Raw genomic sequence first — 23,112 nt, forward strand, 5'->3', positions numbered from 1 at the left:
AACTGCTGCATCGTCCCGGACAGAAGCAGCAGCGTTTTGCTTGCAGATTTTAAGAATATTATTCATTTTAATAAGATATGAACTTTTATTTTGGGTTAAACGGCAGTCCCTCCAGGCGGTCTACGCCCGTTATCCATTCGCGGACAAACGCAAACTGCAGGGCAAACTGCGCAAGAATCAGGACACCGAGAACAATACTGCATAAAATGATAATCCAAGTCGTGATCCGCTCTGTCTGCTTTAGCCAACGTTGTTGTTTCACAGCCGACCATCCTTTTCCTGTCAGGTTGAGGATAGTTTTTCCATAACTATGGATGCTATGCATGTTTGCCGGATTTGCAGTGTATATGGCGCTTCCTTATCTGTTCCTGAATTCCAGCTGGCGCTCAAAGCAATATCTGATTATTCTCTGACGCTCGCTGTCATTGATTTGTTCGAATTTGCACATCACCTGAATCCGTCCGGTTTCCAGCGTCTTTACCCGTACAATCTCGGAGACAAAACCTGCATGGTCCAAACTTCCATTCTTATAATGAAGCAGAAGCCAGCATTCGAGTTTGTCGCCGGCCTTCGCCGGCCATTTGCCGTCCGTTAGAAATGAAATGCCTCCTCCGCCGACGTCGTCAGTATACGCCAAAAATCGGGTCTGGTCGGGCAGTTTTACAGACAGTTCCAGCTCAGCATGGACACGGAAGAAGCTCCGGCGCTGAATTTTCGTAATCTGGTCAGGATCAGGCTTGCGGACGGATACCAGCCGGATGACATCTTCCTTGAAGCCGAGAACATGGCTGTTAAAGTAGTGCTTCACGCCGTCCTCACTCAGGAAATAAGCGGACAGTTCATCTCCGAGGTACAGCTTCTTCAGCCTCCCCGACTCCTCATTCATCGGCACTTCAATAAGCAAATCATGTTCCCTCGCATCAGCGATGCGGGCTTTATATAAGATTTTGCTCTCTTCTTCATCTGCTGAGGCGACTTGCAGATACAAGATTGAATTTACTTTCGGCAGCAATCTGAAGCTCCCCCTCCTGTGTATAGGCATATTATACCATGATAGACTTAAAGGGGGCTATATGAAAAAAGGGCGGTTTCCCGTCCTCCCTTTCAGGAGTCGCGAAACCGTCCTTTATTTCGTCTAAGAGGTGGCCGGCAAGGCATCCTCGCCGATACCTGGAAGCTGCTCAATCGATTCCTCTACACCGTCATCCGCATTCACATAGATGCGGTAGAAATGTCCATTAATTTTGCCGAGGAACTCGTAGCAAAGCACTTCCTTGGACATTTCATTTTTAATAACCGCCTGCTGGGTCTTTATTGCCTTGAACTCCGGGTTCAATACTTTCTTTGCTTCAGCTTCGCCAAGCTTAGGCTTGCCGATCTTCCGGCTCTTGTGCTCAAAGGCGAAGTCCTCAGCGTGCATTCCGACAACACTGCCGTTATCCAAACCTACCTTGACTGTCAGCTTCTCCGGATAAATAAGCACTTTATCCTGGGTGGCAACAAAGCTGAGATTGACGGAGTCGCCGTAGTTGTCATAGCTTACCGCCGTCATGGAAGGGTAGCCATGGGAATCCAGGAACTTCTTGGCCGACTGCTCCGCCCGGGCTACTCCAACCTTCCTCTTGCCAATGTTGCGGCTGTCGAGGAATCTGAGCAATTGCCCGCCTTTCTTGCTGTAATCCAATTGTACATTGCCTTCCTTACGCTCCAGTGTAGCCGAATAGGAAGCATATTCCGTCGACTGGCCATGCTCCGCCACCTTGATCCGGCCAGAATCAGATACACCGAGGAATTCAGCGGCCTTGCTCCTGACATCTGCCTCGGTTACGGGTGTACCGCTTAGCATCTTGATAGAGCGTCTTTCGAACATTGCTGTTACGGATGGACCCCAGTTGATTTCCGGATATCCTTCCACCTTCTTATCAACCGTTTTGAAGCCGTCGATGATTGTGTTGTCACGGGTAGACTGTTCAGTGGCCAGTGCTGACTCCACATCCATCCAGCGCAAATTGTTCTGAAGCACCTTACTCTGCATGCCCTGAAGATCTTTTGTAATTTCTTCCGATTTGGCATACAGGGTTTTCAAGGTGTCATATTCTTTTGGAGACAGCGGTTCCTGATTCAAATCCCTAACGGCAGTACGGTAAGAGAAATTGGCAATCCGCGCCAGAAAGTCCTCCGTCTTGTTGAACGGCAGCAGCGTCAGCGGCAGCTGATTAATCTTGCTCTGCGCATCGCTGGTCAGCCGCCACACGTTAACCAGGCTTTTGCGATGGTAATTTTTCGAGGTCGAATTTACAGCCAGCGTATGTCCTAATTGGTTATGAAGCTGCTCCACATTGTAGCTCAGCTCATGGAAGGCCCGCTGATACTGGTTCTCCGCCTTGATCAAAATCGAGTTTTTCTCTTGATGCTCCTGATACCCCCAATAAATGGACCCGATAAACAAAAGAGCCATAACCGGGAACAAAACAGCGCTCAGTCGTTGGTACATAACACAAAAGCTCCTTTCTTGTGCAAAACCTGGTTTTAGTTTGGTTTGCGCAAAGGAGCTTTATGCATTATCCGAACAGTTCTTCAATTTCAAAATCATCCGCATTGCTGCAAATGCACTGCTTGAAGCCGGTATCAATTTTCCCTTTGTCTTTCCGGCCCCTTAAAATAAACTTTTCCCCGCACTGGTTGCAGCGAATCGTTACTTTCACTCTTGGCTGATCCATACTTGGCCTCCTTCTGTCCATTCCTTCTAAACGACATTATAGACAGAAGGCTTACAATTTAACCTCTTCCTCCCGCCGGACAAACCGGAAGGGAGATCGTGAATTGGCACGGTTGATCTTGCGCAGCCCTTTGATCCAGAGATAAATCATCAAGGGCACTATAAGGTACATCCAATTGGACTTGACGACAAGCATTATCCAGTCGTACAAGCCATGCCAGAACAACGGCTGGATAAGGGAAAACAGAATCAGCACCCGCTTGCGCTGCTTATCCGGCGAAAACTTCGCTTTGCCCAAATAATAGCCCATAATAATACCGAATAATGCATGGCCGGATACCGGGAGAAGCGCCCTCATCAGCAGAGATCCGAATGTCGAGGGTTCCAAAATAGCGTACAGAACATTCTCAAGAGTAGCAAATCCAAGCGAAATCGCCGAAGCATAGACAATGCCGTCGTAAGGTTCGTCGAAGGTGGTATGGTTATATATAATGTGGTATAGCACGAACCACTTCAAGCCCTCTTCTACCCCGGCTGAAATAATAAAGGCGAATACGAAGGGTGATTCTCCAAGCCCAAGCATCAGACCACGCTGGATGATCATAATCGGAAATGCGACGAGCGCTCCGAATACGAACATCCGGATGACCATATAAATGGGCTCCGTATCATATTTGTCCTTCAGATAGAGGAAGGTGAGCAGGGAGATGCCAGGAGCCACAGCTGCTGTTAGTATGGAAAGAAATAACACCTGCTTGAATCCTCCCTTCGTATTGCCAAGCTATACCCAGCCGCGGTATTGCACCGCCTGCGCCATCTTGCGGACGCCTGCCATATAAGCCGCCAAGCGCATATTAACGCCTTTCGTTTCATGAATCTGGTATACCTGGTTGAAACCCCTGATCATCATTTCGCGGAGCTTATGCTCCACTTCATTTTCCGTCCAGTAATAGCCCTGATTGTTCTGCACCCATTCGAAATAGGAGACAATAACCCCGCCCGCGCTTGCCAGTACGTCAGGGATGAGCAGGATGCCCCGATCGGTTACAATCCGTGTTGCTTCCAGTGTGGTTGGCCCGTTCGCAGCCTCGACAATAACTTTGGTTCTCAGCTTATGTGCATTATGTGCGGTAATTTGATTCTCAATCGCAGCCGGAACCAGCACATCGCATTCAATCTCCAGCAGTTCATCATTGGAAATTGTATTTTTGAATAGATTCGTCACCGCTCCGAATGAGTCCCGGCGGTCGATCAAATCATTAATGTCAAGTCCATCCTCATTATACAGCGCACCGTGAACATCCGAAATAGCAATTACTTTGGCCCCTGAATCATGCATGAATTTCGCCAGAAAGCTGCCGGCATTGCCGAAGCCTTGAACAACTACCCGTGCATCATGCAAGGCAATACCGTTGACCTTCAGTGCTTCGTGAATCATTACGGCTACCCCGCGCGCGGTTGCCGTCTCCCTGCCGTGCGAGCCGCCAAGCACGATTGGCTTGCCTGTAATAAAACCAGGGGAGTCAAATTCACGGATACGGCTGTACTCATCCATCATCCAGGCCATAATTTGCGAGTTGGTCATCACATCCGGTGCAGGAATGTCCTTTGTCGGACCTACCAGCTGGCTGATCGCTCTTACATAACCGCGGCTCAGCCTCTCCAGCTCGCGCAGCGACATTTTTCTGGGATCACAAATAATGCCGCCTTTCCCCCCGCCGTAAGGCAGATCAGCAATGCCGCATTTCAGGCTCATCCAGATGGAGAGTGCTTTGACTTCCTCTTCATTGACATCAGGGTGGAAACGCACCCCTCCCTTGGTCGGTCCAACCGCATCATTATGCTGTGCCCGATAGCCGGTAAAAACTTTTACATGGCCGTCATCCATCCGCACCGGAATCCGGACTGTCAGCACGCGCATTGGCTCCTTCAGCAGTTCAATCATATCTTCGCCAAAGCCCAGCTTCGTCAGTGCGTCCTTAATAACAATCTGGGTCGAGGACAGCATGGATAGCGTTTCCTTCGGTTCATACATGCTTCATTAACACCCGCCTTTGCTTTTTTAAGTGCAAACGGCAAAATGCCGTATTGACTTTAGGCAAACAAATGAAAGCCTTTCGGCTGCTCATTACCCCGCAGGTTAGTATTTGTCAATGCTGCAATCTACAACCATAGAATTGTTCCAACATGCGGGGAGGCTCGTCCGCCAGTCCGCTAAACCGGAAAATGGCGCCTCCCTATTCTATATCTGATCCAACTTGCTTATATGCTTAAATTGATCATAAAACCTATTTTTTCGTAAAGAAAAAAGCAACCGGACAGAACTGACTGCCCGGTGCTCGGTATGTGGAAATCAGGATTTGAAATGAGTGCATATTTCAGCAACGGCTCCGGAAGCCATGATTAGCTTGCCGTATTCCTCCAGGACCGCTGTTGTAACTGAAGTGGCCTCGCCATACTCTGCGAGCAGGGCAATAAGTGCCGCTGTACGTCCTTGATCGGAATTGACAGGGTCAAAGGTCAAAATCCATTTTCCCCGGTAAGAGTAGAGTCTTCCGTCTTCCGTAAGCTTCGCTTGAAGAAGCTGATGGCTTACCGAAATGACGTCTTCAAAATCGCGGAATGCATACATGATCACATCGCTGTGCTCAAGCGTCACTTCCATTTCATATACATCTTCATCCTGGTCCTCATCCGCATCCGCGCGCTCGCTCTGTTGAGCTTCCGATTTTCCGCGCGTTACGATGACAACCATACCTTGTGCGGGCAATGCAAATACTTCAACAGCCAGCGGCCCGCTAGCATCAAATCCGAGCTCATTATATGCTTGGTCCATCATTTCGCTGAACAGCTCATGAACCTTCGGGATTTCACGCCACATATCATCCTTCTGGATCCCTCGTTCCAGCAGGTCGTCGAACGTCAGGAAAATCTTAATCTTATTCTGGCTCAAACGCTCGATTTTCATGACAGGATCCTCCTTTGCAGCATCGGTTATAACAGCGTATGAAGTTTCATATAATATGTGATTAAAATCATCATATGTAACTATGTTAACACTTTTGACTCTGAAATGCACTACCTGTAAATTGAGGATTTTACAAATAATAAGCAGAAGACCAATGTCTTTGTTTCCGCACTGTTGCATGCACTTATACTAAAAAGGAAAAAGACTTGAAAAGCTTGTATTTGTAAACGCTATCAATATAAATTTCATAAAAATCGCCAGCCTTCTTGGCTGGCGATTTTTTGATGCGGTTCTATTTAATGGGCTGTCCCCAAGCCTTCAGCCATAATCTTCTCCGTTTCCCGTTTGGCCTCCGGGTCGCTCTCAATCAGCTGTTCAATACGGTCCCAGCTTTCCGAGTCCTTATGCGCAGCGGCTGCTCCAGCTTTATGTGTTGATTTTTTCGTCGCTGTATGGGCTGCCCGGCCTGCTGCAGATCCCGCAGCTTCTGACGCCCGGTTCTCTCTGTTTGCAAAAGATCCCAGCCCGATCTCCACCATTCTGTTCATCTTGCGTTCCCTCATGCCCTTCATCGCATCGCCCACTGCATGGGATACCCAGCTAAAAGCAGCCGGACGCTTCTTCGCCAATACGGTTGCTGCAGCCATGCCAACAATTCCTCCGGCTATAAATGCGGTCCATCTCATGGTATTCGCCTCCTCATTATAATCATTAATAAAATTCAGATGCATAGTTATCGTTCCCTGAAGGCCTCATTGGCAATCCGCCTATTTTTAGCAGCCGTCTTACCTGACTTTGCTTGAAGTTTGAGGTGATTGGAATCAATACCACGTGTCATGGAACAAAAATAAGCGGGAACACTAATAAAATAAGCAGGTCAAGGTTTAATTTCACTTATTCAGGAGGTTGGTTTATGAAGCCAAAACAAGCAGTAATTTCGATGCTCTCAGCAGTAATCGTTGCGGGGATATGGGGGATGCCTGCCGCAGCTCATATTAACGGCATGGAAGAAATCCTGCAAAACACCAAGGTTTCGGAGTCCGAATCTACTTTTTATATGGATGATACAGTCAATAATAACGGTCTATACAAAATGGACAGCAACTATCGCTTTGTCCCGGTTAATGACACTGCTTCAGCACGGAAAGTCCTCTTGACCTTTGATGACGGTCCCAAAGACAGGGCAGTGCTGGAAAAGCTGCTGGGCGTTCTGGAGAAGCATTCAGCCAAAGCAATATTTTTTGTCAATGGCATTCATGTTGAGAAGCATCCCGAACTGCTTCGCCTGATTGACCGTTCCGGCCAAACTGTAGGCAATCATACATGGAGCCATCCGGATTTGCGGAAGCTGCCGCCGGAAGAAGCCGCCAGGGAGATTCAATACGTGCAGGATATTGTCTCCAAAATAATCGGCAAAAAACCTCGCTTTTTCCGTCCTCCCTACGGATCAGGCAATGAACAGGTCCGGCGCATTGCAAAAAACCATGCCCTATTGTACATGACATGGTCTAATGGTTCACTTGATTGGGCGGAGAGTGCCCGGAACAACCCGGCGGCCGTCATCCGAAATGTAATGAGCCAGCTCCACCCTGGCGCCAATATCCTCATGCATGAGGTACCTTGGACTGCGGATGCGCTGGATTCGCTGCTTTCGAATCTGGAGGCCCAGGGCTACGGATTTATTGATCCTGCAGCAATCATTGTACCCGCCGGTTCCGCAAAATAAGCAAATGGGTCTCCGAGGGCGCCAGCAGCCGCAGCGGTATCCGGGAAGTGCCAAAGCCGCAGCTGACAAGAAGCCGGGTGCGGGTGTCTGAGTGGCTGTCCGCTGCCGGGAACCAGCCCCGGCAATACTTGTTGACAATTGATGACCTTGACAGCGGTCCAATAAGAGGAAGGGCGATTTGCCCTCCATGTGTATGACCGGACAGCATCAAGTCAACAGGCAGACCATCGAGCCAGTCAATCAGATTGGGATCATGGGACACCAAAATTGTAAAAGGGGAATCATGGCTGGTCTTGTCATGCGAGTTAAGGAATGAAAAAGCTCCCTGAAGCACTTCTCTTCCGGTAATCGGATCATCAACTCCGCACAGGACAAGCTGATCACTCCCTTTATTCAGAACGACGCTCTCATTAATAAGGGGAACAGCCTGTTCCTGCCTCAGCAATTCATCAACCGGACGAATGGATTCGTCATAATCATGATTGCCGTATACCGCATAGACAGGACCAAGACGGCGCAACTGTCTGATATTGTCGCGAATGCGGTGCAATGGCACGCCCTGCTCCCTGATATCCCCGCCAATGACCACAAGATCGGCTCCGCCTTCATTTTGACAAAGCTCGATAAGCCGTTCAGGAATTGCCCTCCGGTGAATATCGCTTATAAAAAATAACCGCAAGCCGTCAAATGCGGCTGGCAGCTTCTCAAAAACAACCTCTTCTTTTTTTACACGTACCCGAAATGCCTCCAGCAGCATCCAGACGATACCGGCTGCTGACAGGACAAGAAGCCCTATCCAAACCATATTATTCACCCGTTTCTTTTCTGCAGCATCTTTCCATTATATTCTATTTATACCAGACTATTGCTGCAATAAACAGCCGTTATCCATAAGCGCTTCTGCCATATATAAGCAGGCCTACAACCAGGCAGACAAACAGCACAATCAGAAGATTATAATACAGCTTCGTAAGCTGCTGTCTGGTTGAGACATGCTTGTTTTTGCGCGAAGGGAGTTCATCTCCTTGCTGCTCCTCAAAATTTTCCGCAGTGCGGGCGCGTCTTGCACGGCCGCGGCTGCGGAAACGTTCCTTTCTGCTCATGACTCCCTCCGGTAACGTATAATGAATCCCATTACAGCATCAATCACAAAATGCGCAGCAATCGGCGCCCAAAGCGTGCCCGTATAATCATATATCCATCCAAGTCCATAGCTGATGGAAAATACAAGTCCGGTCGGAATCCAGTGCTTCAAATAGCGGACATGTATGGCCGCAAAGATGATGCTTGTCCAATAAGCACCGAAAGCATGCTGGAGCGCTCCGCGGAACAGCAGCTCCTCACAGACGGATACAATAAATGAGATGACAAGTATATGCCACCACGGACGATTCCGGAACAACCGTTCATTTACACCGCCGTCATCTGTTGCCTCATCCGGCACCCACCTTGAAATGAGCAGATCAACCAGGATGACAACAGCCGCGAGACCCGCACCCCAATATAAAAAATTCAGCGTATTTGGCAATTGCAGCAATAAAATTGGGTTCCGATGCTGAAATAAAATCCATATGATGCCGATAATAAGCGTAAGCGCCTGCGTCATGTACAGATTAATCAGCAGCAAACGGTCATCAATTTGGTCTACAGAAACCTTGCGGAGCTTCAGCTTGCGGATATCGAATTTTTTCATAACTTCCCGCCTGTTATCTAAGTATGTTATTCCCTTTTCGCCAAAATTCACCTATACTATTAAACAAATTGGTACTTCATTCCTACTACCTACTTTGAAGGAGACAACGATGGAAAAACGACTGACCCGCACAGAAATGATATTCAGTCTCGGCTTTTTGTTCATGCTTATTCTGGCAGTTGCCGCTTTTTTCTACGGGGTAAAGGTTGGCTCCGAGAAAACCGATGCTAATTACATTCAGATGAAGCATCTCAATTCCGAGGGCGGACCTAAAGTTACGGCCTATCAACAACAAGATCTGGTTACATACTATCATACTGTATTTTTGCCGCTGCGTGAATTTCAGACCGAATGGTTCTCCGCCATCGAAAAGCTGGAGAGCGGTCGTTCAACAGATGCGGCTGCCTCCTTCAAAGAACTCGCCAAGCAGGCAAAAAAACAATACCAGACCATTACGACCGCTACCATTCCTGCTATATCCCCGCTTCTTGCGGATTCACAGGTCAATGTCCTGAAAAGTCTCAAACTGTTCGAGCAGGCTTCAAGCCGTTCGGTCGCTTACTCGAAGGACAAGTCCGTAGCAGCAGTCCTTGATAATCTGAACAAAGACGCTTATTATACGCAAGCTGTTACGCATGCGCTGCAATCCCAGCAGCAATATTATGATTCCATGCTCAAGTGGGGAGCAACGATGAACGCCAAGATTCCCGGCGAATACGAGACTCCATCCGTTCTGGAAATCTCAAGCTGGAACAAACTGCCGTTCCTGGTCAAAAACAAAGTAATGGCGGATCAGCTGTTATCCCGCAGTACGATGGAGACGTTCTACCCTCATGATTTGAGCGTTCGGGTGGATGAGTTCATTGCATCCGGCCAGCCGGCCAAAATGAGAATCAAGACCGTCTCGGCCGTCGTTGATTTGCTGCTCGGCACTAAAGCTGTCCGGAACGGGGATTTCACAGCCTCCAAACTAACCCGTTATGACAAGGAACTGCTGCCGCAGCTGCCATTCTTTTATATGGAAGCCAACTGACCGATTGCCAGATTATTCTGTATGGTTCAAACCGCATGTATTAATCGTACTGAAAGCCGCGAATAGAGGCCGCGTCCGCCATTCCACCCGCAACATTGTGGAGGCTGACGCGGCCTTGTCCGTCCAGATAACGGCATACCGCTACACTCCTCACTCCGTGTGCGCAAATAATGTACAGGTCTTCTTCTCCCATAAGCTCATCGATACGTTCCGGGATCGTATTCATCGGAATATGTCTGGTGCCTTCCAAATGATAATATTCCCATTCCATAATCTCCCTTACATCGACAATTTGCTGCGCTCTGATCTCACCGCGATCCAGCTTCTCAAGCAGGCTGTCCGCTTCAATATCCTTCCAGTCCTCCAACAGGCTTCTCTCCTTATTCATCCTCATACTAGAGTCCGGCCAAGCCGTTCATGCTTGAATCATAACAAAAAAATTCACAAATGAGCAAGTTTGAGGATTGCTTTTGTCTACCATATTGCTATAAAATAATAGAGGTTAATAGCGCCGCATTTGCAACCCTTGCATTTGTCGAACGGGCACTGCGGGCATACGAATCATTCGACAATTTTTTGATGATGCGAATGAAACTCTCGTCTATTTTGCTCTACTTGTAGATGCGCTAGACGAGGGTTTTTCTCTTACAGCAATATCATTTTCTCAAATCTAGGGAGGATTACCTGACATGTTCAAAGTGCTAGTTTCAGATCCGATCAGTGACCTTGGTATCCAGCAGCTTGTGGATGCTGAGGACGTATTGGTGGATAAAAAGCCCGGATTAAGCGAGGATGAGCTTGTTGCCATCATTGGCGAGTATGATGCGCTGCTGGTTCGCAGCCAGACACGGGTAACACCAAGAATTATGGAAGCAGGGACCAATCTGAAAGTCGTTGGACGCGCGGGTGTAGGTGTAGACAATATTGATCTGCCTGCTGCAACCCAACGCGGGATTATCGTTATCAACGCGCCTGACGGCAACACGATTACCACTTGTGAGCATACCTTTGCGATGATGATGGCTGTAGCCCGTCACATTCCACAAGCATATGCCAAAACAATCGGTGGGACATGGGACCGCAAATCCTTCCTCGGCGTAGAGCTGCGCAACAAAGTGCTCGGCGTTCTCGGAATGGGCAGAATCGGAAGTGAAGTAGCCAAGCGCGCCAAAGCATTTGGCATGGAAATTATGGGGTATGACCCGTTCCTGACCGAGGAACGTGCTGAGAAAATGGGAATCAGACTGTCCAGCGTAGAGGATATCGTCCGCAATGCGGACTTTATGACGGTTCACACCCCGCTGACGCCTGAAACCCGCCATATGATTGGCAAAGCCCAATTCGAGATTATGAAGCCAGGCATGAGAATTGTGAACTGTGCCCGCGGCGGAATTATTGATGAGTTGGCACTGGTAGAAGCCGTTGACCAAAATATCGTTGCAGGAGCTGCATTTGACGTATTTGAGGTAGAACCTCCGGCTGAGGATCATCCGTTCCTGACGCATCCTAAAATTATCGTTACCCCGCATCTAGGAGCTTCTACTGTAGAAGCACAGGAGAATGTAGCGATTGACGTCTCCGAGCAAGTGCTGCATATTTTGCGTAACGAGCCTTTCAGCAATGCGGTCAACATGCCGCCGGTTCCAACTGAAGTGCTGAATAAGCTCCAGCCTTACTTCACCCTCGGGGACAAACTCGGAAGCTTCGCCGCTCAATTGGCTGAAGGCGCTGTAGAAGAGATTGTTGTTAACTATTCGGGTGAGTTAGCAGAAGTGGATACACAACCGCTGACACGTTATGTTGTCAAAGGCGTGCTGTCGCATCACCTTGGTTCCGAGCAGGTCAACGTGGTAAACTCCATGCACTTGGCCAAAACACGCGGCGTAAACATTGTCGTTCAAAAGTCCCATGCAGCTAAAGGATTTACGAATTTGATTTCGGTAACGCTGCGTGCGAAAAACGAAGAGCGTCTTGTTGCGGGAACCTTGCTGAATGGATACGGCGCACGGATCGTGCAAATTGACAAGTTCCCGGTTGATGTCGCTCCTGAAGGCAATCTGATTCTGGTATCCCACAGCGATAAACCAGGCATTATCGGCCGTGTAGGTACACTGCTTGGCACGAATGAAGTCAACATTGCGACCATGCAGGTCGGACGTAAAGTTGTCGGCGGAGCTGCAGTAATGGTATTGTCCGTTGATAAGGCTGTTCCACGTGAAGTATTGCTGGAGATCGCCAAGCTGCCTGATTTGAACAACGCCAAAGAGATTGCTTTATATTAATTAGCAGATCGCATCTGAATACTTATAAACTCAAACAGCAACAGCCGCTTAGCAAAGCGGCTGTTGCTGTTTTTTTAGAGAATTCCCCCTCCCTGTCACCAGTGCTGCTCTTGCATATAGACACTAAATACCCCCAGACTATTCCATTCTGGGGGCTCATGTGAACTTATGACTGTTATGCCTGTTCTACCGGAAACAGCATCGTAAAGGTCGTTCCAATATTCAATTGACTTTCTGCCTGAATGATACCGCCGTGAGACTCCACAATGTTCTTGACGATAGCCAGTCCCAGGCCAGTTCCGCCTGAGGAGCCGCGTGTACGGGCTTTGTCCGCCTTATAGAAGCGTTCAAAGATATAAGGAAGGTCATCTCTCGGAATTCCTGCACCCTGATCCTTGATCTGTACCTGAATGTATGAGTTATTGTCCTTGACCAGTTGCTCTGCTGATATGAAGATGCACGCTTCACCTGGCGTATGACGCAGAGCATTGTCCAGCAAATTTGTCAGCACTTGCTCCAGCCGGTCCTCATCCGCAGCCTCCAGTATGAGCGGCTGCTGCGGAAGCTCATAGATCATCGTGATTCCTCTTTCCTTGGAATACACCTGGAATTTCCGGTGCACCCGGCGGATCAGCGTACCCAGCTCTAGCTGCTGGAAGTTCATCTCGATGTGCCCGGCTTCCATTCGCGCCAAATCAAGCAAATCTTTGACCAGACGGCCCATGCGCAGGGATTCGTCATAGATAACTTGAACGAGCTCGTTCCGTTCTTCCGGAGAAGCGGCAATATCATCCATCAACGCTTCACTGTAGCCCTGCAGCATCGAGAGCGGTGTACGGATTTCATGGGAGACATTCGCCACGAAATCGCGGCGCAGCTTCTCCAGCTTATGTTCCTCCGTTACGTTCCGCATGACGACAACCGCGCCTCTAACGCTCTTATTTGACGTTAGCGGCGCCATAACGACTGACCATACACTGTCATGCACATTAATTTTGCTGCTCAAATCCCGTCCTTCACGCAGTACAGTACGGTACAGCTCATAGAGGGGGGCCGGTATATCGCCATAGGGTCTTGGGCCGTTGCCACTGTCTGTCCAGCTCAGCTTGCCCCACTGCTCCATCGCATGCTGCCCTTCCGGATTGGTCAGAATGACCTTGCCCATGGCGTCAAATGTAATTACAGCATCAGCCATACTGCGCAGTACGCTGGAGAGATGGTTTTTCTCATGGTGCAAGTCCTTGATAATGGTATCCAGCTCTGAGGCCATATGGTTGAAGGTATTGCTCAGCTCCCCGATCTCATCAGAGGAGCGGATTGGCACCCTTGTGCGATATTCACCTTTTGAAATCTGGTCAGCGGCCTTTTTAAGCTGTACCAGCGGCTGTGTAATTTTGGTGATCAGGAAGAAAGCAAAAAAGGTGGTCAGCAAAAAACCGATAACGCCCGTAATAATAAACAGCACCATAATTTCATGCGTCGCACTGGAGAACGTCAAGTCCACATAAAACAACAAAAGCGTTCCCAATGTAATGAGAATGAGCGCAACAAGCAAAATAATGGTGAGCCACAGCTTGCCGACAACGCTTTTCCATACCATCGTTATTTAGGCACCTCTAGCTTGTAGCCGACACCCCACACGGTCGTTATCATGGCCGCGGCATCAGGCGATACTTTGTTCAGCTTCTCGCGCAGGCGCTTGACATGCGTATCCACCGTGCGCAGATCGCCGAAGAACTCATAATTCCATACATCCTTGAGCAAATCTTCACGGGAAAATACTTTATCAGGTGAGATCGCAAGGTAGTGAAGCAGCTCATATTCTTTTGGAGTCAGGCTTACCTCCTGGCCCCCTGCGGTCACTCTATGCGCATCATGTTCGATAATCAGATGCGGGAACACAATATTGTTGCTGGAGCTCGCTTCCTTTGTCAAATAAGCCGTGGCAGATGAACGTCTTAAAATCGCTTTTACCCGGTAGATCACTTCACGCGGACTGAACGGCTTGACGACATAGTCGTCTGCCCCAACCTCAAAGCCCTGGACACGATTCATCTCTTCGCCCTTGGCCGTCAGCATAATGACCGGTGTAGACTTCACTTGACGCAATCTGGAGCAAACTTCAATTCCGTCTATCCCAGGGAGCATCACATCAAGCAGGATCAGGTCATAATCATTGGAGCTTGCCATTCTGAGGGCGCTCTCCCCATCCTCTGCTTCTTCAATCTGATAACCTTCCTTCTCCAGATACATCTTCAACAGCCGGCGAATCCGTTCTTCATCATCGACGACCAGAATACGTTGAACCGGTTCTGACATTGCTCCTCGCTCCTTCCATTACAGTTGTTTAAACCTTTAAACACCGGCATAAGAGTGCAAGCCGGATATAATCAGGTTGACCCCGATCAGGGTGAACATGACAATGACGAAGCCGATGACAGCCAGCCATGCAGACCGCTGTCCCTGCCAGCCGCGCGACAAGCGCAAGTGCAGGTAGGCGCTGTAATACAGCCATGTAATTAATGCCCATACCTCTTTGGGGTCCCAGCCCCAAAAACGGGACCAGGCAATATTCGCCCAAATCATTGCAAATATGAGGGCGCCAAGCGTAAAGACCGGAAATCCGATTGCAATTGCCCGGTAACTGATTTCATCCAGGTCTTCCGGATCAATGCCATCCATATAAGGGTGAATGGCTGCGCCCAGACGCTTCCTGAGCAGCAAGCGTGCGATTCCGTACAAGAGGCTTCCCGTAATAATGGACCAGACAACTGTGTTCAGCTTGCGGCCGGCATTGACACCGTTCATCCAGGACGGCGTCTCCAATAGCGGCTCCTGCATGCCGAGGAAGCTGTCCATTTTTTGTGTAATACTATTATAGGGTTTAAAGATTGGGGGCATCGTATACATGACCGTTTCGGACGTCGTAGATTCCTGCCCGCGATTATCAATCGTTACCTTCTCCTGCAGGAATTGCGCTTCGTAGCCTGCACCGCGGAAAGCAAATACGGTCAAAATAAATCCGATAATAACCACCAATACATATAGCGTGAATTCAACCCAGCGCTGCGCGCGTTTGGCAGCCTGCGATGTCTGCTTGAAATCTACAACGCGAAGCAAATACATCAGCCCAGCAGCAAAACCGACTGCGAAGAAAGCTTCCCCAAGCGCTGCAGTCGTAACATGGATCTTGAGCCAGATTGAATTCAGCGATGGAATAAGAGGCTGAACCTCTTGCGGGAACACGGACGCATAGGCCACGATTATAATCGTCAGCGGCAAAGCGAACATGCCAAGCAGCGGCGTCCGGTAAATGGCGAATATGATGACGAAGGCAATCATAATAGACATCCCCAGGAAGGTCATAAACTCATACATATTGCTCGTCGGAATCTGCTTGCTTCCATACCATCTGGTAAAGAAGAAGGTCAGGTGTGCTGCCAATCCCAGTATCGACACAATGAATGCAATCCGCGACCAGCGTTTCACATGCGCCTTTGGATCACGGTTGCTCCACTTCTTCCCGCCTATGGCAATCATATAGAAAATGAAACCGAAGCAGTATAAAAAGAAAGCAGCAATAAAAGCATCACTGCTGAATTCCAAGTAATTCACGTTTTATTCCCTCCGTTATCCAGCGATTTGGGATCCACCTCAATACCTGCCTTGCCAAGCGCCCATGCGACGTCACTGCGCATTCCGTAGAAATTTTTGTTGGTGTGCGCCCCGAGCGACAGCTCGCCCCGGTCGACCCGCAGCCATATTCTGCGATGATGCCAGTAAAAGCCCATAATAAGGCCAATCATGGATATCGTAGCCCCAATCCAAATATATGGGAGTGCTTTATCCTTGCGGATGTTCAGATAGGTGGTCGGTCCGGATAACTTTACATTTTCCATGCCATTGACTTTAATCTCGAAGCGGTCTGCAATCGGACGGTTGAGCGCATCCTGATTGAACTGGAGCTTGTCAATCTGATTCGGGAAGTACAAATAGGGCTCCCCGCCTGCTTTAAGTTCCGGACCGGACAATATGAACAGATAAGCCGGTGCATTAGGTTCTCTGGACAGAGTAGTCGGCTCTCCATTCTCGCCAATTGCAAACTCCATAAACTGTGAATGAAGCTCCAGCTTATAAGGGCCAACCTCAAAGCTCGTTTTTGGATTGCGTATTTCCAGCTCAAAGGGGCCATACTCTTCGCCGGTTTCTTTGTTGATGATCACCGGCTTGACCGCTTCCAGGCGCGGCGTTGCATCAAAGCCCGACTGGTAAGCCTTTAGCCCTTCATAGATTAACGGGTCATTCATGACAATATCATGCCGGTCAACTTCCTTCAGGACAGGCTCCTGCGTCACGTTATTGCAGTTTGCGGTACATTCATATAATACCGCTTTTGTTTCGTACAGCTTGGCCCTTGCAGTTCCCTTCAAGGCATCGGGCAACTCATCATCGGTATAATAGTCGACCGTAAACTGCTCATTTTTAATGTAATACGACGTGCCTTCAATCTCCACCGTCTGCCCCTGCTGTACCGCAACATACATATCCATCTGGAAGCCGGGAATGCTCCGGGCAAGGACAGCAAGCAGGAAAAGGATCAGGCCGATATGGTTTATGTATGGGCCCCAGCGGCTGAACCGGTTTTTCTCAGCGAGCAGCGCCGTCCCGTCCATATGGACACGGTAACGCTTCTTTTTCAAATGCTCACCCAAAGCACTGACAATCTTCGTCTCATCCCCTGAGATTTGTGCCTGGTATACAACCTTCTGGCGGAGAATAAAGCGCAAGTGTTTGCGGATTTGCTGCTTCGACAGAGCCCGGTAAAGCGGGAGTACCCGGTCAAGGGAACAGACAACAAGCGAGGTTCCAATCATCACCAGGAGGGTTGTATACCACCAGGATTCATAAGTATGTGAAAGCCCCAACATATAATAGATTTTGCCGATCGTACCATGTTGGATTTCGTAGTAGGTTGCCGGATCTTCATTAAGGAGGTTCTCCTGACGGAAAATCGTCCCCAAAATGGAGGCCAGCAATGTAATGATGATTAAATAAACAGCGATCTTGACGGAAGAAAAGAAGTTCCAAATTTTATCAATGAAATTTGGATTGGCCTTCTGGGAACGCCTTGCGACCCCATCATAGCGCATTTCAAGCGGCTCGTCCGACAACAACTCTTCGCCGAGCGGCTTTCCGCAAGATTCGCAGAGAACGGTTCCTATATGGTTTTGATGGCCGCACTCGCATTTCGTATTTTGAAACAATGTGGAAGCCCCCCTTTCATCTGGCTAGGTTTAAAACAGCTTCTCCACACGCTCCTGAATTTGCTGTTCTGTCATGGCCGTGACGGCAATCTCTGAAATTGTCCCGTCCGGCTTAACGAAGAACGTCGTCGGATAAGAGCGCAGCCCGTACTGACGCTCAACCTTGCGGTTAACATCACGAAGCACTGTGAAACTCAGGTCAAATTTGCTCACAAAATTCTGAACCGGCAAATCCGCTTCACTCAGGTTAATCGCCAGCACTTCAAGTCCCTTGCTGTGCCATTTGTCATATAGCCGCTGAAATTCCGGCAATTCCTTCACACAGGGCGGACAAAAGGTCCCCCAAAAGGTAATCACCATCGGCTTGCCTTCATAGTCCGAAAGGTTGTGCGCGTTTCCATTCAAATCAAACAATGAAAAACCGGGGGGGCTGTCACCAACTCCCGGTATTTTGGAATCGCCCCTAAATAACGTGTTGCCAATGGCAAACCCGCCGATCAGAACGACAAGAATCAAGATGACGATTTGAACTTTTTTGCGGTAAGCTCCCATAATCTATTCACCACCTGACACGCATACAATTCACAAGTTACATTATATCGAATATGAAGTTACTTTGGCGGTCATTTATTATGAATATTATGTGACTTGGCAGCTTTGGCAGCGATGGCCAGCAGCTCCTGAACTTCCTTTGGCGTCAAATGGCGGTACTTTCCGCGCTGAAGATTTTGCAGACCAAGCTCTCCGAAGCGGGTGCGCTTGAGCCGGATCACCGGATGGCCGATTGCCTCGAACATGCGGCGGACCTGCCTGTTGCGTCCTTCATGAATCGTAATCGTAATTGTTGAGTGTTTGTTGTCCGGGTCGATGTCGTGGTACTCAAGCTCGGCAGGCGCCGTCATGCCGTCTTCGAGCTTGACGCCTTTCGCCAGCTTCTCCAGCTCTGTCCCATGCGGAACACCTTTGACTGTAGCCAGATAAGTTTTTGGAACATGATGCTTGGGATGCGTCAGCAGATTGGCAAATTGCCCGTCATTGGTCAGCAGCAGCAGACCTTCCGTATCATAATCCAGGCGGCCTACCGGATACACGCGTTCCTTGATATCCTTCATGAAATCCGACACGATTTTACGGCCCTCGGGATCTTTTGCGCTTGTAATAACCCCTTTAGGCTTGTTCAGCATCAGATATAGCTTTTTCTCCCCTTTGATAACCTTGCCGTTCACGCTAATGACATCCACGGCGGGGTCGGCCTTGGTTCCCAGCTCAGACACGATTTCACCGTTCACCTCGACCTTTCCGGCCAAAATTAATTCTTCACATTTGCGCCGCGATGCGACACCGGCTTGCGCCAAAATTTTTTGTAAACGTTCCAATTCTTTCACCTCATTCTCCATCATACCTATATGACAAGGAAAGCACAAGCGGGTTCCGGGCTTTCCCTTCAATGCCTGCAAATCGTTCCCTGTTTTTCCTGAAAAACAGCTTGCATTCTGTAATCGTTGAACCGGCTTATGGCAATTCGGTGAACATTTGGAAACAAAAAGGATGCCTCTGCCTGCCAGCATCAGAGACATCCAAAATAGTTTCTACTATTAGTATAGGCCTATATCCGCACCTGTCACTTCTTGCATTGAAAAATCAGGCAAAAATAAGCAAACAAATGAATACAGCGGCTATAAAACCAACCAGATCTGAAAATAGCCCAACCTTCAGCGCATAGCGGGTCTTGCGAATTCCGATGGCACCGAAGTAGACCGTCAGCACGTACAGCGTCGTATCCGTGCTTCCCTGGATCGTAGAGGCAATACGCCCGATCATCGAATCCGGACCGAATGTCTTAATCAGCTCCGTCGTATAGGCGAGCGATCCGGCTCCAGTGAGTGGACGCAATGCGCCAAGCGGCAGCACCTCGCTCGGGATGCCTATACTGTCAAAGAGCGGCCGCATAGCCTGTACCATCATTTCCATCGCACCTGATGCCCGAAACATGCTTATGGCAACCATCATGCCGACCAGGTGGGGAATGATTTGGATTGCGGTATCAAAGCCCCCTTTGGCTCCGTCTACGAACGATTCATAGACCGGAACTTTGCGGAAAGCAGCATACAGCGGAATGAACACAATCATCATCGGGATCGCCCATATCGAGAGCAGCGATACAAATTCATACACCGCCGTTCACCCCCTTCGGGCTGCCCGGCCCGCCTTCATGCCCGCTTCCCCCTCCGATGCCGGTTGTCAGCTTCGGTGGAGGTACCCGGCGCCGATACCATCTATCGGCAAGAATGGCTGCCACAGTCGCTATGGCTGTCGCGATCAGAGTCGTACCGACGATTTCTGCCGGGTGTGCTGAGCCGAAATTCATGCGAATCGCGATGAGTGTCGTGGGGATAAGGGTAATACTGGATGTATTCAGTGCCAGTAGTGTACACATGGCAGGCGTTGCCGTATCCTTGTCCGGATTAAGCTTTTGCAGTTCCTGCATCGCTTTAATTCCCATCGGCGTGGCCGCATTGCCAAGACCCAATATGTTGGCGCTCATATTCGTCATAATATAGCCCATCGCCGGATGATTTTTCGGCACATCGGGGAACAAAAAACGAACAAGCGGACTGAGCAAGCTTGCCAGCTTGGCCAGCAAGCCCGCATCCTCCCCAATACGCATAATTCCCAGCCAAAACACAAGAATGCTGATCAAACCGAAGCTTACCGTGACCCCTGTCTTTGCACCATCGAAGGCCGCCTCCGTAACGGCCTCCACCCGGCCGGTCGCAGCGGCAAATACGATGCTGATTACGATTAATAGCAGCCAGATCCAGTTGACCATATTTGCCTCCCCCTACCTGAACAAGCTTCTCAATACGAGCTGCAGCGAATGCAGCCAGGAAATGGCTCCGCCAGTTGAAGCCATGCTCGTTTTCGCGCTTCCTGATACATCTATTTCCGGACCGCTATCCCTAACGGCGACAGTTCCAATCTTCTCTTCACCCAAATAAAGCTCCAATCCTCCTCTGGCGCCCAAGGCATATTCCGTAGTTGCCTCACTTTGCAAAATCAGCTTGGTCTTAATGGATGAACGTTCTTCTTCAGTTAATGGGAATTGAAAGCCCCTGTCTGCCTCATACGGATAACCGGCCAGCGGCTGGCCTTCTCTGACGAGCTGATGCAACGGATAGTGCCCGAAGCCCCAGTCCAGCATCGTTGAATGATCCACCCAGTCATTGCCGTCATTGAGCGTTACGGCAGCGAGCTGCTGTCCGTTGCGGGTTGCCGAGCTTACTAGAGTCCGGAAAGCCTGTTTCGTATAGCCCGTCTTGACCCCGTCCGCCCCTTCATACATAAAGAGCATCTTGTTTTTGTTCCGCCAGGAATAATCACGTTCAGACACCTGCTTCATTTTCGTCTTGACGATCTCCCGAAAATCCTTGTTGCGCAGCGCATAAGCCGCAAGCTTGGCCAAATCATTGGCCGTGGAGTAATGCTCCTTGTGATCCAGTCCATGGGGATTCGTAAAATGGGTGTGCTCCAGACCAAGCCACTGTGCCTTCTCATTCATGAGCACAACAAACCCTTCTTCAGAACCTCCTACATGCTCGGCGATCGCTGTAGCTGCATCATTGCCTGAGCGAAGCATCAGCCCGTAAAGCATGTTTTGCAGACTCATTTCCTCACCGAGTTTCAAATAAATGGATGATCCTTCTTTGCCAAACGCACTTTTACTAACTTTGACGATGTCTGACAGGTTGCCATGCTCTATCGCAACAATAGCTGTCATAATTTTGGTCAGGCTTGCTATCAGCATTTGTTCATCGCCATTATGCGAAAAGAGGATACGTCCGGATTCCACATCGATCAGTGATGCAGCCTTGGCATGGGTTCCAGGAGCACCTGGAGCCTTGGCCTCGGCATATCGTATGCCAAGGATGCCTGACATCAGTCCGAAAACGACTAACCATAATATTGTGCGATTGCCAGTTCGCCAACTCACCACCAGTCACTCCTCGCTTTCAGCCAATTGTACCCGAATGCTCCTGTCATGGAAGGAGCATTCGCCGCCTATGCCCAAGCCTGATGCTCAGCCTTGGGGTCTTGTACATTATATGAGACAAGGAAGGGGGTTATGTCCCAAAGCTTAAGTTGGCAAGGAAATTCATCCTGTACACAATAAAAACGCCGAAACCCTCTATGCGGGGTTCCGGCGTTTATAAATACTGCAGGTTGATGTTCTGATAAAAGGAACATTTCAAACGGTATACTTATTCGGTATCGGCAATAATGACGGTGGAATCACTGATGCCTGAGCCTGTTGTATCCGAATGTTTGAACATGGTTTGGAGCTTATCAAATACTTTCGGCGCAGAATCAATAACACGCTCGATCAGATGTGTCTGGTTGTCCAGCGGTACGACCTTCACGCCTTGTGTACCAACGACAAGGAAGGCAATCGGTGTAATGGATACCCCGCCCCCGCTTCCTCCGCCAAAAGGCAGTGATACGGATGCATTATGCGCATCCGCACCGTGCTGGTGGTGCTCAGAATGCTCGGTGCGAATATCACTGCCTCCGGCTACGAACCCAAATCCTACTTTACTGATCGGCATAATCACACTGCCGTCCGGCGTCTGCACCGGATCACCAACAATCGTATTGACATCCACCATTTCTTTAATATTTTCCATTGCGGTCTGCATTAAGCCTTGAATAGGATGTTCTGCCATACTGTAAAGCCTCCTTTCACCTTTTTAATGCGAACCAAAAGCTGTAGTCCGGCAAGAATAGCATATCCGAAGCTCATTTTAGCTATACAGGACCATTCGGTGGAAAAATACGTTTGATTATACAACGGCTGCACCTTCATATGCGGCTCCGCAGTCAGTCTCATGAACTGCGACAGCACGCCGAGCAGGCTCGTCTGGGCAGACCAAAGCATGCCTGTTGTCATTGCCGTCCAGACTGCATCTCCGGTGCCCACAATCGTACTCCAGTTCCATGAAGTAATCCGTACATGGGACAGCGTCCTGCGCAGCCACACGGTAAAATGGTCCGTATAACGTAGCAGTGTCCTGGCCTCTTCCAGCTTGCGCATAACTGTCTCTGCGCCAACCTTATGCTCACCCTTGTTTTTGCTTTCGCCTACCATAAAGGAGTTGCGCTTCTTGTGCAGGAATTCCACATTTCCTTCTTTAAAGCGCAGCAATGGAATCTCCAGATTGTAATGCAGCATCCCATATAGAGCCTGGATATGAATAACAAAATGGTCATTATCACTTTTGCGCAAAAATTGGCTTGTAACCACAATTTCAGAGTTCGCTACAATAATCAGAAGCATAAAAAAAAGACCTGCCGCCGTCCATACAATCCAACCTGTGTGAAGCATACAGGCTCCACCTCATTTCCCTGTTGCTGGTTGGTTATAGTATGGCC

At 49.1% G+C, this 23,112-nt stretch carries 26 protein-coding genes; 3 read left to right on the forward strand and 23 right to left on the reverse strand.

Annotated features, from left to right (window positions below; all coding sequences use genetic code 11):
• Positions 1 to 85: 85 nt before the first annotated feature.
• From H583_RS0115900 to H583_RS0115935, 8 genes are all read right to left on the reverse strand, one after another.
• Positions 86 to 262, reverse strand: coding sequence for a hypothetical protein (locus H583_RS0115900; protein ID WP_154665901.1), 177 nt, complete (start codon positions 260 to 262; stop codon positions 86 to 88).
• A gap of 96 nt (positions 263 to 358) precedes the next feature.
• Positions 359 to 1,012, reverse strand: coding sequence for a flagellar brake protein (locus tag H583_RS0115905; protein ID WP_028561321.1), 654 nt, complete (start codon positions 1,010 to 1,012; stop codon positions 359 to 361).
• A gap of 123 nt (positions 1,013 to 1,135) precedes the next feature.
• Positions 1,136 to 2,494, reverse strand: coding sequence for a germination protein YpeB (gene ypeB, locus H583_RS0115910; protein WP_028561322.1), 1,359 nt, complete (start codon positions 2,492 to 2,494; stop codon positions 1,136 to 1,138).
• Positions 2,495 to 2,561: 67 nt separating this feature from the next.
• On the reverse strand, positions 2,562 to 2,720 hold the full coding sequence (locus H583_RS37225; RefSeq protein ID WP_169456498.1) for a hypothetical protein: 159 nt from the start codon (positions 2,718 to 2,720) through the stop codon (positions 2,562 to 2,564).
• Between the two features lie 51 nt (positions 2,721 to 2,771).
• Positions 2,772 to 3,470 (reverse strand): glutamic-type intramembrane protease PrsW, encoded by a 699-nt coding sequence (gene prsW, locus H583_RS0115920; RefSeq protein ID WP_028561324.1) that lies wholly within the window; start codon positions 3,468 to 3,470, stop codon positions 2,772 to 2,774.
• A 30-nt stretch (positions 3,471 to 3,500) separates the two neighbouring features.
• Entirely contained in the window at positions 3,501 to 4,754 is a 1,254-nt protein-coding gene (locus H583_RS0115925; RefSeq protein ID WP_028561325.1) for a Glu/Leu/Phe/Val family dehydrogenase, read from the reverse strand.
• Positions 4,755 to 5,072: 318 nt separating this feature from the next.
• The gene (locus H583_RS0115930; protein ID WP_028561326.1) at positions 5,073 to 5,687 is read right to left on the reverse strand and encodes a genetic competence negative regulator; all 615 of its coding nucleotides are present in this window, start codon (positions 5,685 to 5,687) and stop codon (positions 5,073 to 5,075) included.
• 296 nt (positions 5,688 to 5,983) lie between these two features.
• Positions 5,984 to 6,373 carry a hypothetical protein gene (locus H583_RS0115935; protein WP_154665902.1) on the reverse strand — a complete coding sequence of 130 codons (390 nt, stop codon included), beginning with the start codon at positions 6,371 to 6,373 and terminating at the stop codon, positions 5,984 to 5,986.
• Positions 6,374 to 6,600: 227 nt separating this feature from the next.
• Between H583_RS0115935 and H583_RS33165 the strand changes: the two genes are divergently transcribed.
• Complete coding sequence (locus H583_RS33165; protein WP_051236528.1) at positions 6,601 to 7,413, forward strand: polysaccharide deacetylase family protein; 813 nt, start codon at positions 6,601 to 6,603, stop codon at positions 7,411 to 7,413.
• Here the strand turns inward: H583_RS33165 and H583_RS0115945 are convergent.
• The 3 genes from H583_RS0115945 to H583_RS0115955 form a co-directional block, all read right to left on the reverse strand.
• Complete coding sequence (locus tag H583_RS0115945; RefSeq protein WP_028561328.1) at positions 7,385 to 8,218, reverse strand: metallophosphoesterase; 834 nt, start codon at positions 8,216 to 8,218, stop codon at positions 7,385 to 7,387. The two genes, H583_RS33165 and H583_RS0115945, sit on opposite strands and share 29 nt — an antisense overlap.
• Positions 8,219 to 8,297: 79 nt before the next feature.
• Positions 8,298 to 8,516, reverse strand: a complete 219-nt coding sequence (locus tag H583_RS33170; RefSeq protein ID WP_036709827.1) for a hypothetical protein — start codon at positions 8,514 to 8,516, stop codon at positions 8,298 to 8,300.
• Positions 8,513 to 9,106, reverse strand: a complete 594-nt coding sequence (locus tag H583_RS0115955; RefSeq protein ID WP_028561329.1) for a CPBP family intramembrane glutamic endopeptidase — start codon at positions 9,104 to 9,106, stop codon at positions 8,513 to 8,515. The genes H583_RS33170 and H583_RS0115955 overlap by 4 nt, the downstream gene beginning before the upstream one ends.
• 109 nt (positions 9,107 to 9,215) lie before the next feature.
• Between H583_RS0115955 and H583_RS0115960 the strand changes: the two genes are divergently transcribed.
• Positions 9,216 to 10,139, forward strand: coding sequence for a hypothetical protein (locus tag H583_RS0115960; protein WP_028561330.1), 924 nt, complete (start codon positions 9,216 to 9,218; stop codon positions 10,137 to 10,139).
• Between the two features lie 40 nt (positions 10,140 to 10,179).
• Here H583_RS0115960 and H583_RS0115965 read toward each other — a convergent pair whose 3' ends face one another.
• Positions 10,180 to 10,506: a rhodanese-like domain-containing protein gene (locus H583_RS0115965; RefSeq protein ID WP_028561331.1), complete on the reverse strand. Its 327-nt coding sequence runs from the start codon at positions 10,504 to 10,506 to the stop codon at positions 10,180 to 10,182.
• Positions 10,507 to 10,828: 322 nt separating this feature from the next.
• Between H583_RS0115965 and serA the strand changes: the two genes are divergently transcribed.
• A complete protein-coding gene (gene serA, locus H583_RS0115970) occupies positions 10,829 to 12,421 on the forward strand; it encodes a phosphoglycerate dehydrogenase (RefSeq protein WP_028561332.1) in 1,593 nt (530 codons plus the stop codon).
• 175 nt (positions 12,422 to 12,596) lie between these two features.
• Here serA and H583_RS0115975 read toward each other — a convergent pair whose 3' ends face one another.
• The 11 genes from H583_RS0115975 to H583_RS0116025 all read right to left on the reverse strand — a co-directional run bounded on the left by H583_RS0115975 (position 12,597) and on the right by H583_RS0116025 (position 23,065).
• Positions 12,597 to 14,021, reverse strand: coding sequence for an ATP-binding protein (locus H583_RS0115975; protein ID WP_028561333.1), 1,425 nt, complete (start codon positions 14,019 to 14,021; stop codon positions 12,597 to 12,599).
• Positions 14,022 to 14,023: 2 nt separating this feature from the next.
• Complete coding sequence (locus tag H583_RS0115980) at positions 14,024 to 14,740, reverse strand: response regulator transcription factor (protein WP_028561334.1); 717 nt, start codon at positions 14,738 to 14,740, stop codon at positions 14,024 to 14,026.
• Positions 14,741 to 14,776: 36 nt separating this feature from the next.
• Complete coding sequence (gene ccsA, locus H583_RS0115985; protein WP_028561335.1) at positions 14,777 to 16,036, reverse strand: cytochrome c biogenesis protein CcsA; 1,260 nt, start codon at positions 16,034 to 16,036, stop codon at positions 14,777 to 14,779.
• Complete coding sequence (resB, locus tag H583_RS0115990; RefSeq protein ID WP_028561336.1) at positions 16,033 to 17,685, reverse strand: cytochrome c biogenesis protein ResB; 1,653 nt, start codon at positions 17,683 to 17,685, stop codon at positions 16,033 to 16,035. Before resB ends, ccsA begins: the two co-directional genes overlap by 4 nt.
• Positions 17,686 to 17,715: 30 nt before the next feature.
• Positions 17,716 to 18,237 (reverse strand): redoxin domain-containing protein, encoded by a 522-nt coding sequence (locus tag H583_RS0115995; RefSeq protein ID WP_028561337.1) that lies wholly within the window; start codon positions 18,235 to 18,237, stop codon positions 17,716 to 17,718.
• A 71-nt stretch (positions 18,238 to 18,308) separates the two neighbouring features.
• Positions 18,309 to 19,061 carry a pseudouridine synthase gene (locus H583_RS0116000; RefSeq protein ID WP_028561338.1) on the reverse strand — a complete coding sequence of 251 codons (753 nt, stop codon included), beginning with the start codon at positions 19,059 to 19,061 and terminating at the stop codon, positions 18,309 to 18,311.
• A 265-nt stretch (positions 19,062 to 19,326) separates the two neighbouring features.
• Positions 19,327 to 19,860, reverse strand: a complete 534-nt coding sequence (locus tag H583_RS0116005) for a spore maturation protein (RefSeq protein ID WP_028561339.1) — start codon at positions 19,858 to 19,860, stop codon at positions 19,327 to 19,329.
• Positions 19,853 to 20,515, reverse strand: a complete 663-nt coding sequence (locus H583_RS33175; protein ID WP_051236530.1) for a nucleoside recognition domain-containing protein — start codon at positions 20,513 to 20,515, stop codon at positions 19,853 to 19,855. The genes H583_RS0116005 and H583_RS33175 overlap by 8 nt, the downstream gene beginning before the upstream one ends.
• A gap of 12 nt (positions 20,516 to 20,527) precedes the next feature.
• Entirely contained in the window at positions 20,528 to 21,622 is a 1,095-nt protein-coding gene (locus tag H583_RS33180) for a D-alanyl-D-alanine carboxypeptidase family protein (RefSeq protein WP_051236696.1), read from the reverse strand.
• A 322-nt stretch (positions 21,623 to 21,944) separates the two neighbouring features.
• A complete protein-coding gene (gene ytfJ, locus H583_RS0116020) occupies positions 21,945 to 22,406 on the reverse strand; it encodes a GerW family sporulation protein (protein ID WP_028561340.1) in 462 nt (153 codons plus the stop codon).
• Positions 22,379 to 23,065 carry a DUF2953 domain-containing protein gene (locus H583_RS0116025; protein ID WP_028561341.1) on the reverse strand — a complete coding sequence of 229 codons (687 nt, stop codon included), beginning with the start codon at positions 23,063 to 23,065 and terminating at the stop codon, positions 22,379 to 22,381. The genes ytfJ and H583_RS0116025 overlap by 28 nt, the downstream gene beginning before the upstream one ends.
• Positions 23,066 to 23,112 lie beyond the last annotated feature (47 nt).

It is taken from the genome of Paenibacillus pinihumi DSM 23905 = JCM 16419 (assembly GCF_000422505.1).
GTDB lineage: Bacteria > Bacillota > Bacilli > Paenibacillales > Paenibacillaceae > Paenibacillus_D > Paenibacillus_D pinihumi.

Bases quoted from the DNA above. Each gene is read 5' to 3' on its own strand.
- H583_RS0116025 (WP_028561341.1), bottom strand. From the start codon at position 23,065: ATGCTTCACACAGGTTGGATTGTATGGACGGCGGCAGGTCTTTTTTTT.
- H583_RS0115975 (WP_028561333.1), bottom strand. From the start codon at position 14,021: ATGGTATGGAAAAGCGTTGTCGGCAAGCTGTGGCTCACCATTATTTTG.
- serA (WP_028561332.1), top strand. From the start codon at position 10,829: ATGTTCAAAGTGCTAGTTTCAGATCCGATCAGTGACCTTGGTATCCAG.
- H583_RS0115935 (WP_154665902.1), bottom strand. From the start codon at position 6,373: ATGAGATGGACCGCATTTATAGCCGGAGGAATTGTTGGCATGGCTGCA.
- H583_RS33180 (WP_051236696.1), bottom strand. From the start codon at position 21,622: ATGTCAGGCATCCTTGGCATACGATATGCCGAGGCCAAGGCTCCAGGT.
- H583_RS0115980 (WP_028561334.1), bottom strand. From the start codon at position 14,740: ATGTCAGAACCGGTTCAACGTATTCTGGTCGTCGATGATGAAGAACGG.
- H583_RS0115925 (WP_028561325.1), bottom strand. From the start codon at position 4,754: ATGTATGAACCGAAGGAAACGCTATCCATGCTGTCCTCGACCCAGATT.
- ypeB (WP_028561322.1), bottom strand. From the start codon at position 2,494: ATGTACCAACGACTGAGCGCTGTTTTGTTCCCGGTTATGGCTCTTTTG.
- H583_RS0115995 (WP_028561337.1), bottom strand. From the start codon at position 18,237: ATGGGAGCTTACCGCAAAAAAGTTCAAATCGTCATCTTGATTCTTGTC.
- H583_RS0115960 (WP_028561330.1), top strand. From the start codon at position 9,216: ATGGAAAAACGACTGACCCGCACAGAAATGATATTCAGTCTCGGCTTT.
- H583_RS0115930 (WP_028561326.1), bottom strand. From the start codon at position 5,687: ATGAAAATCGAGCGTTTGAGCCAGAATAAGATTAAGATTTTCCTGACG.
- H583_RS33170 (WP_036709827.1), bottom strand. From the start codon at position 8,516: ATGAGCAGAAAGGAACGTTTCCGCAGCCGCGGCCGTGCAAGACGCGCC.
- H583_RS37225 (WP_169456498.1), bottom strand. From the start codon at position 2,720: ATGGATCAGCCAAGAGTGAAAGTAACGATTCGCTGCAACCAGTGCGGG.
- H583_RS0115955 (WP_028561329.1), bottom strand. From the start codon at position 9,106: ATGAAAAAATTCGATATCCGCAAGCTGAAGCTCCGCAAGGTTTCTGTA.
- H583_RS33175 (WP_051236530.1), bottom strand. From the start codon at position 20,515: ATGGTCAACTGGATCTGGCTGCTATTAATCGTAATCAGCATCGTATTT.
- ytfJ (WP_028561340.1), bottom strand. From the start codon at position 22,406: ATGGCAGAACATCCTATTCAAGGCTTAATGCAGACCGCAATGGAAAAT.
- H583_RS33165 (WP_051236528.1), top strand. From the start codon at position 6,601: ATGAAGCCAAAACAAGCAGTAATTTCGATGCTCTCAGCAGTAATCGTT.
- H583_RS0115945 (WP_028561328.1), bottom strand. From the start codon at position 8,218: ATGGTTTGGATAGGGCTTCTTGTCCTGTCAGCAGCCGGTATCGTCTGG.